We start from the raw sequence: 8,585 nt of genomic DNA on the forward strand, positions 1-8,585 counted from the left end.
CGTTACCGCGACATGTTGCAAGCCGCTGACCTGCACAAACACTTTACGTTACCGACACTCGATCCAAACGCGTATCACGTTTGGAATCAGTATTCGATCCGTGTTCCCGATGGTCAACGCGACGCGCTTCGCGAGCATCTCGCCAGCCACGGTGTCGGATCGGAAATCTATTACCCCGTGCCGATGCACCAACAGGAATGTTTCGCTCACGTCACGGTTAAACCGGGCTCGCTGCCCGAAACCGAACGAGCGGCGGCGGAGATCTTGAATCTGCCGATCTTCCCAGAACTGGAAGAATCCGAACAGGAACGCGTCGTCAGCGTCTTGCGTGGGTTCTACGAAGGCCGCCAAAAAGCGGCTGCGTAACGCACCGACAGATTGCAAACCGCGTGGACGCTCGCGCCACGCGGTCCTCTCCGTGGGTCCCCAATGTCTGGGCCCCACCGGTACGAACCTGCGATTCCAAAACTCAAAACGCAAAACGTAAAAAGCGTGTTGAGTTTTGGGGGTTCTGACGCACGACAAACCGCATCGGCAATGCGGTCTCTGGTCGATTCTCCCGACGACGGGTACTCGAATCGAATCGCGGTTCCGTGGAATTAGCGACGCTCGTCACACCAAGCTCGCAAGCGTTCCGCAGCGTCCCACCAACAAGCCGAACCGGTTGGAACGCAGCCCCGCCCACCAGGCCGAAATGAAAAAGGTTCGGCAGGGACGCCCCCAGAAAGAAGACTTCGCTCGCATCGCACTGGCAGTGCCAGTGGCACCCAAAAACAAACCGGCTCTTTCGGGGTCCCATTTGGGAACAGCCAACCCCTTGGTTCCCAACGATGCTCTTCGAGAAAATTGCCCCGAACGAGAGCCCCCAATCGACACAGTCAATTCTGTGGATGTCCCCTCTAAAACATTTAAGACTCCTTCCCAACCAACTCCCGCTCGGAAATCACAGGAAAGCCACCACCCCGAACCCGTTTCGAAAAAGACGTTTGGTCGCGGCACGTTAGAAACACCAGTGCTTCGAGGTTATGATAGCCGCTATGAAATACCTTCTCGCAATCATCGGCTTTCTACTGGCCTCACCCTTTGTAGCGGTGGCCGATCAACCGAATTTGGTCTTGATCTTGGCCGACGACTTGGGATTCGGCGACGTCGGATACCAGGGGGCACCGGATATCAAGACGCCCCACATCGACCGCTTGGCAGCGCAAGGGATCACGTTCACCAACATGCGAGCCAACTGCACCGTCTGTTCGCCAACGCGGGCGGCGTTGATGACGGGGCGTTATGCAGATCGGGTAGGGGTTCCCGGTGTCATCCGAACCGCCCCCGAAAACTCTTGGGGTTATTTCACTCCCGGCGTACCCACGATCGCCGATCGACTCAGCGCTGTGGGCTATCACACTGCGATCGTAGGCAAATGGCATCTGGGATTGCAGTCGCCCAACACGCCCAATGACCGCGGCTTTGATTTCTTTCACGGATTCTTGGGCGACATGATGGACGACTACTACCATCATCGCCGTGGAGGGATCAATTTCATGCGGCGCGATCGGGAAGAGATCGATCCCGAAGGGCATGCGACGAACTTGTTCACCGATTGGGCCATCGATTACATCCGACAAAGGCAATCCGATTCGAAGACTCCCTTCTTCCTTTACCTGCCCTACAACGCACCTCACTTCCCGATCCAACCTCCGGCGGAGTGGTTGGAACAGACGAAGGTGCGGTTTCCCGAATTGGATGCGAAACGTGCCCAGAATGTGGCTTTTGTAGAGCATCTGGATCACAACGTGGGCCGTTTTTTGGACGCGCTCGATGAAGCCGGTTTTCGCGAGAAAACCGTGGTCGCCTTCTCATCGGACAATGGCGGTTCACTGCCGCATGGACAACGCAATCTTCCCTGGCGCGATGGAAAACAAAGTCACTACGACGGCGGCCTTCGAGTTCCCTTCCTGATCCGTCCAACCGATGCAGAACTTGCCGGGACTAAATGCGACTATCGGGGGCTGACCTTTGACCTGGCGGCCACATTTATTGATCTGGCGCAAGCGAAATCGGACCCCGAATCCGATGCGGTCAGTTTGAAACCTGCATTAGACGGCAAGACCATGCCGCAGGAGGACCGCGAGCTGTATTTTGTGCGGCGCGAAGGCAACAATCGTTATGCCGGAGGCGCCTACCATGCGGTTATACGGGGACGTTGGAAGCTGCTTCGCAACGATCCGTTCTCGCCGTTGGAACTGTATGATCTGCGATTGGATCCGCATGAAACCAACAACGTGATCGGCAAGCACTCCAAAATCGCAAACCAACTCAAGGCCTCCCTGCGGCGGCACATCCAACAGGGCGGCCGCGTCGCTTGGCAACCGTAGCCGGCTTGCGTCATTTCGTGGTGCCGTTGCACGGCGACAACATCCACTTAGCCAACCAAGTGCATCGACTTTCACTACCCCCTTCGGGTACCCATGACTCGTGGCGGAATAAGCAAGAGAACGCCGCAGCTTAAAAGCATCGGATGTGAACAGCTCGCGCGTTGACGCCCTCCCCCTGCGTGGCAATGAAAAAGCCCTTCGACCTATTGGCCAAAGGGCTTGTTTCGAAAGATAGTCGGGGCGACTGGATTTGAACCAGCGACCTCTGCGTCCCGAACGCAGCGCTCTACCAAACTGAGCCACGCCCCGGTTCTGTTGGATGAAACGACACCGTCATTCAACAGCAGTGTTCCCTTCAAAACGAAGTTTACGCGTCCCGTTTTGCTCGTCAATATTGGACGACTTTTTGTGGATGTCCCCTTTCCCCCCAAAGAACTTTTCTGCTCAGGTCTCTCCGACTTGCAAACAGCAGTTCCACTGCGTTTCTCGCAGCTAAATGAACTTATCGGGCAGAACTTCAAGCGGTTGGAGTGAATTGGATCGGAGCACAAACACGATTGACTGCGTTCACTTCGGGTGCTGACGAAGTTATATTTTTCTTTCAACGGAGAGTGAACGCGTGTAGGAAGCATTGATCCCGATCCAATTCGCAAGTTCTTCCGGGACTAAGCAGTCTTCAAAGATTGCTTCCATCGGGCACTCCGTCTCGCATGCTCCGCAGTTTGTGCACTCTTCAGGGTCAATCATCACCATATCAGACTGATCCGATGGCTCGTCCCTTCCTGCCGAAATAAATTCAAGCGGACTATATCGACTAATCAGAGGCGCAAGGAAAAAGCAGTTTGCCGGACAACTCTGAATACATTACCGATCGAGGCAGGAAATGCATGCAGCGGTGACAACGTATGACGGTGACGAAAGCTCCATTGATTTTAAACCCAAAATTTGAGCACCAGCCATACGGTTGTCGCCACCAAAGAGACAATTGCGAGCAGCACCAAACTTAGAGGCAGTTTGTCTCTGAATAGCTTGAATTTCAGCTCTTCATCCATCCAACCGATTTGATGCTGCCAAAAGAACTTGTAGTGCGCATACCAGTCGCTGAGTACGATTTGTTCACTAAGGCTCACCTTGCTAGCTGACTTTTCTATCTCATCAACCTTTTGCTCAAATGCGTCGAGTTCGTCACCCACATTGGTCGACTTTACACGCAGGTAGGTCTTCTTGATGTCGTTGTAACACTCCGTTAACTTTGCTCCAGCTTCACTGTATTCCTCCCTCTTGTGTTCGTACTGACTCACGTAGTACGCAACGAAGCCTAAGGCTGTAAAAGTGGCTGACAGGCCTTTGGTTGGCTCATAGACCAAGCCAAGAACACCGACTGCGGCAGAGACAAGACCAATCAAACCGGGCACCTTGGATACCATGTCGTAAGTTGCAAAGTGCTTCTTGGCACCAAACCCAACGTTGTAGCCGACTTCAGCGATATGTTTAAGCAGATATTCACGGTTCATGTTTACGCCTTGTTGTTTTGAATCGGCACGTGAATTCGATCCTTTGCCACAACAACGCCATCCTTGACTGCGTAGCACTCGACTACATGGTCACCCATAAAGTCAGTGGATTCACTAATGCTGTGGGAGCCAGTATCTTTCACAATCTGCCCTCGCACCTGATTTCGATGCTTTGCTTCATCCCCGCGATTGAGCACCTTCCAGTACAACTCGTAATCGCCAGGGACACCTAAATGCTCGACATGAAATGCTAAAGATTTTCCTGCCAGCAACGGGAAATGTTTGGCCAACATGGCTCGCAGAGCTTGAGCCCTGAACCCGTTTTGCGTCACTGTGCAATCGATCTTGAGATCGTACCTAATGTCGACAGGATAGCGATCTTCAATCCACTCTTCCGTATCGTTCCAGCTCGCGTTTGCAGCCATGGATTTGCTTTCGGCATCCTTGGAAGAGGGTGTGCCAACCGGGAATTGGTTCCCGTATACCTTCCTCCATTTCTTACCAGAGTTCTTCTGGCCTTCTGCCGCAATAGCCTCATCACACAGCTTTCGAGCCTTCTTTGCCTTCCTTTGAAACGGTGTCTTAACCTTTACATGCTGCCGACTTCCAGGAGCATCGTATCGATCTTGCTTTGGAAGGTTTGCAAGATAGTCAAAGAAGTTGCGGGAGAGCGTATCGTACGACGAAAAGCTTGCAGTGTCATATGCGGACGTCGAGGTCAGGAAGTTATACGCCAACGTATCGATCAGGAGGCCACCCATGCCAACTCCGTGCTTGTTCTTCCATGCACGCGTCATTTTGCACAAACATTTCAAGTTTCCATTCTTGTCAGTATCGACTCTGCTAACCTCGTCCATTTCCGCTCTTGGTTTGGTGATCTTCCATGAGCCACCGTTCTTCGTGTCTGGATACTTGAAACTGCCGTCTTCTTGCTCAAAGGCTGGCTGAACTTCAACGTGAAAATTCGTGTACGTAACCGTCACGACCAGCCTGTCGACCCGAACGTTCGTTGAAGGGTACCGTTTCAGAATGGCATCCTTGACGTCCTTCAAGAGCTTGGATTGGCCTCCTGATTCATAGTCTGCCCATTTCCCTTTTGGCATAAGATAGAGCATGTCCAGGTCAGAGATGCCATCGATACCTGTCCTGCGTCCGAAAGAACCAACTTGCAGCGAGTTCGCGGTTTTCGATTCAGTGTCTCGAAACCGTTTGTTGAGCGCGGCAGTGATCTCACCGTACCTCACGCTAATTTGCGATATGTTCTTGATGACGAGGTTGCCAAGAAAGCCAGAGAACTGCTCGGCAACGCTTGGAGACTTTGACTTCTCAGCCGCACTGGACCGGAGCGATAGGAAAGTTGCACTGCTTCCAAAATCTTGATTCATCGTTTTCTGCTCGCTTGGCGTTAGTGACTTCAAATGTTCTCCGTTCGCTGACGAGCACACACTGGCTCGCATACAACGATAGTGAACATATCCGTTCGCTCGAACGTTGTCAACTATAACAAACAACTTGTATTGCTGAAGGCGTACCTTGCTGATAGAATTGATTGAAAATAGGGAGATGCTGAGAATGAACGAGAAAGACCCTGTGCCCTTGGCCAGAAATCTGCGCAAGTTCAGAACAGAGAAGGGTTTATCACTCGATGAAGTTGCAAAAAAAGCTGATATATCAAAGGCCTATCTGTGGGAACTGGAGCGAGATACCGATGGTTCGAAAAAACCTTCAGCTGCGGTTTTGATGCGAATTGGTCTGGCGCTTTCGCGTACGCTTGCCGAACTTCTGGAGCTTCCGACAGTCGCAGCGCCGTCCGGCCCTGTCGAGGTGCCACCCTCGTTACAGGCTTTGCGTGAGCGACTTCACGAGCAGGGGCAAGCCCTCTCTGATGCCGATCTTTGCGATCTGGCATCGATTCGCTTTCGAGGAGCACAACCGGAAACAGCAGATGACTGGCATCAGCTCTATCTGCTCATGGCAAGCAAAGCGAGAAAGCCCGACTAATGACAGGCGAAAAGCAATCAATAAAGGAATTCATCGAGAGCCTCGTTCGTTCTACAGGTGCTGCATCACCGGAAGAGGCGATTCGGCTAAAGGCACGCGAGCACATTGTGTTCTATGAGCAGAATTTTGGTGAGCCGGAAATTCCAATCGACGTAATGATGCTTGCGAGCCTCAAAGGCATTCGGCCAAGTGACTCGATGCCAGTACTCAGCCCGGACGCTGAGATTGGTCCCGACGGGCAGGGAGGTGTTGAAATGCGAGTTAACCCTGATCGCCCGGAGACAAGAAAGCGTTTCAGCATTGCACATGAAATAAGCCATACATTCTTTCCCGACTACGAAAAGAAGGAATGGTGCCGCACTGATGCAAGGTACCGCGACTTGAGCGATCCGTCGCAGCACCTGGAAATGCTGTGCGATATCGGAGCCTCAGAACTGTTGTTTCCGGAGCGTTCGTTTACCGCTCATGCCGCTGAGGTTTCAGATGCTGATGGTTTCACGCAGCTTGCCCTCACCTATCAAGCTTCTCGCGAAGCCACACTCAGACGATACGTTGAACTCGCTTCAACTCCTGTCGCTGTAGTCTTCTTTAGCTGGAAATTGAAGCCAACTCAAAAGGGCATTATTGGAAATGAAAATCAGGGCAATCTATTTGGGATTTCAGCAGAAGAAGAACTGCGAACCGCCATGCAGCTCCGAGTCGATTACGCGATCTATAGCCCTGAGATGAAACAATTGGGACTCTATTTCCCACCGAACAAATCGGTGGATCGCAAAAACCCGGTGCTCCAGTCATCAGCGAACTGGAGCTGCGTGGATGTGCCCAAAGCGCATTTTGATTTCGGTCAGGCTTCCGGGGACTATTCCGTCAATGCGATCCCCTTGCCCACTGACGACAGCGCTCGTGGACCGGAAGGTGAATGCAGCGTAGCGGCAATCCTTCGGCCAGTACGAGTTGATTGGTCGAAGGCAAAGCGACGCACAAAGTGGAATCAAACTGAATCACTGTTTTGATTGAACAACACTACTCGCATTATCTTCTGATCTAGGACGGCATCGTCAATTAACGGTGAGCCCGGATTTTTCAAGCCTCCACTCCATGGAGGTTTGATCAGCGGGAGTCCCAATCTTGTCTCAAAGCGACACAATTGTAGCTTCACCGATATTCGCGTACCGGTCTGGAACCCAGGTAAGAATCACGATCTGACATTCCTTGGCGGCTTTCGCCAAAACCGCACCCTTTAGCCGTAACCGCTCGGGGTCCGTATACCCGAGGACATCGTCCATGATAAGAGGCATTCCTCCTTCTTCAGCAACGATCATCGAGCAGGCCAACCGAAAGATCAGCGATAGCTGCTCTTTGGACCCGCCACTTAATGAATCAAAGGGCACGGTAATACCGTCGCTTGTCCGGGCAACGATTTGCAGGTTCTCATTCAATTCAATCTGAAAGGCTTCGTCAAACACCAGGCGCCCAAGTCGCTCGACACGGTCTTTAACCGTGGTGCCACATAGGCTCGCCGTGCTTTGTCACGCTCTTTTCACATGATATCGAATAGACGCTTCGCCGCTGCCGCTCGTCGAAGAAGTGAACGGTTTTCTGAAGCGAGTTTTTCGAGTTTGGTTTTTGCAGCTTGCAGTTTGTCGTGAAGACCTTCTTCTCCGTGGATTTTCAGTCGTGTTTGGACTTCAGGCAGCTCAGTCTGCGCGTCTTCTCGCCGCTTCTTGATCGTGACAAGCGAACTAGCAGCTGTTTCAGCAAGTGCTTTCACTTCGTCGGGATTCTTAGATCTCAACGATTCTCCTGTCGTGCCGACATCTGTCTGCTGAGAAGTGACCGCTTCGGTCGCCTTTTTCCACGATGCCTCAAGCGAATCGTCGGTTTCAGTTTCTCTCACGCTATTCAAGCGCCCCTGCAACTGGTCCAGATTCTTCTTCAAGCTTCGGAGGTTCACGCGAGAGGTTTCGTGCTCTTTCCCCAGTTCGTCGCGAACATTCCGAGCCGCGTCAGCAGCAACCTGTGAAGACTCCCACTTCTCCTGACATTCCGCCTGTTTTGCCTGTGCCTTCTCCAATGCCGCTTTCGCTGCACTCAAGTCTGTGGGGCACCGATTTGGGGACACGCAAATTTGTGCTCCGCGTGCGGTCGATGCGACTGGCGCATCGCGGTAGCGGCATTCCATCCAGGGTGCTGCGACCCTTGTGGGGTCGGGAAATCGCCTGACGCACCCTACCGGTGGTATCGCTTCCGCTCAACCACCGGCTAATCGCTGCCACGCCTTAGGGCGTGGAATGACTGTCACAGCCCCCTCCATCTTTCCATTGCACTGCGGTGCGTTGAGATCTCTCCAACTGCCTTCCATTTGGTGATTGCAATAGCCGATTTGCAATGTTCATTTTGCAATTTGCAATCGCCCCATTCGACACCGATTTGGGGACAGGCCAACGTTTAGGAATGATTTTGGGAAAGCCAAAAGCCAAACGGTAATCACTTCGAGCGCATCAGGGCTGTAGGCTCGACTGTTTGCCTAGCCCAGGCTGCAGGCCTGGGAAGCGACGACGGCCTCACATCTACTCAATCTCTCAGGGCCGCAGGCCCGACGGTTTGTAGCGACTAACAAATTGCCGGGCCTGCGGCCCTGACGCGATCGGCGGCTGGCTGGGTCCCAGGCCGATGGCCTGGGCTGGGCAAATTACCG

At 52.8% G+C, this 8,585-nt stretch carries 9 protein-coding genes and 1 tRNA gene; 4 read left to right on the forward strand and 6 right to left on the reverse strand.

Annotation, left to right across the window (positions count from 1 at the left end; all coding sequences use genetic code 11):
- The coding region (locus ACN0TS_RS18680; protein ID WP_417260839.1) for a DegT/DnrJ/EryC1/StrS family aminotransferase at positions 1-366 on the forward strand (366 nt) is incomplete at its 5' end.
- A 671-nt stretch (positions 367-1,037) separates the two neighbouring features.
- Positions 1,038-2,372, forward strand: coding sequence for a sulfatase (locus ACN0TS_RS18685; protein ID WP_417260840.1), 1,335 nt, complete (start codon positions 1,038-1,040; stop codon positions 2,370-2,372).
- Positions 2,373-2,607: 235 nt separating this feature from the next.
- Here the strand turns inward: ACN0TS_RS18685 and ACN0TS_RS18690 are convergent.
- From ACN0TS_RS18690 to ACN0TS_RS18705, 4 genes are all read right to left on the reverse strand, one after another.
- A tRNA-Pro gene (locus tag ACN0TS_RS18690) sits at positions 2,608-2,681 on the reverse strand.
- 279 nt (positions 2,682-2,960) lie between these two features.
- Positions 2,961-3,233: a 4Fe-4S dicluster domain-containing protein gene (locus ACN0TS_RS18695; RefSeq protein WP_417260847.1), complete on the reverse strand. Its 273-nt coding sequence runs from the start codon at positions 3,231-3,233 to the stop codon at positions 2,961-2,963.
- 71 nt (positions 3,234-3,304) lie between these two features.
- Positions 3,305-3,886, reverse strand: coding sequence for an SLATT domain-containing protein (locus tag ACN0TS_RS18700; RefSeq protein ID WP_417260841.1), 582 nt, complete (start codon positions 3,884-3,886; stop codon positions 3,305-3,307).
- Positions 3,887-3,888: 2 nt separating this feature from the next.
- The gene (locus tag ACN0TS_RS18705; RefSeq protein ID WP_417260842.1) at positions 3,889-5,304 is read right to left on the reverse strand and encodes a nucleotide-binding domain-containing protein; all 1,416 of its coding nucleotides are present in this window, start codon (positions 5,302-5,304) and stop codon (positions 3,889-3,891) included.
- 154 nt (positions 5,305-5,458) lie between these two features.
- Here ACN0TS_RS18705 and ACN0TS_RS18710 point away from each other — a divergent pair, with 154 nt between their 5' ends.
- Positions 5,459-5,887: a helix-turn-helix domain-containing protein gene (locus ACN0TS_RS18710; protein ID WP_417260843.1), complete on the forward strand. Its 429-nt coding sequence runs from the start codon at positions 5,459-5,461 to the stop codon at positions 5,885-5,887.
- Positions 5,887-6,900: an ImmA/IrrE family metallo-endopeptidase gene (locus ACN0TS_RS18715; RefSeq protein ID WP_417260844.1), complete on the forward strand. Its 1,014-nt coding sequence runs from the start codon at positions 5,887-5,889 to the stop codon at positions 6,898-6,900. Before ACN0TS_RS18710 ends, ACN0TS_RS18715 begins: the two co-directional genes overlap by 1 nt.
- Before the next feature lie 120 nt (positions 6,901-7,020).
- On the opposite strand, the gene ACN0TS_RS18720 is transcribed toward ACN0TS_RS18715, so the two are convergent.
- Positions 7,021-7,353 (reverse strand): ATP-binding protein, encoded by a 333-nt coding sequence (locus tag ACN0TS_RS18720; protein WP_417260845.1) that lies wholly within the window; start codon positions 7,351-7,353, stop codon positions 7,021-7,023.
- A 74-nt stretch (positions 7,354-7,427) separates the two neighbouring features.
- The gene (locus tag ACN0TS_RS18725; RefSeq protein ID WP_417260846.1) at positions 7,428-7,982 is read right to left on the reverse strand and encodes a hypothetical protein; all 555 of its coding nucleotides are present in this window, start codon (positions 7,980-7,982) and stop codon (positions 7,428-7,430) included.
- Positions 7,983-8,585: the final 603 nt, after the last annotated feature.

This window comes from Celeribacter sp., from assembly GCF_048266405.1.
Taxonomy (GTDB): Bacteria; Pseudomonadota; Alphaproteobacteria; order Rhodobacterales; family Rhodobacteraceae; genus Celeribacter.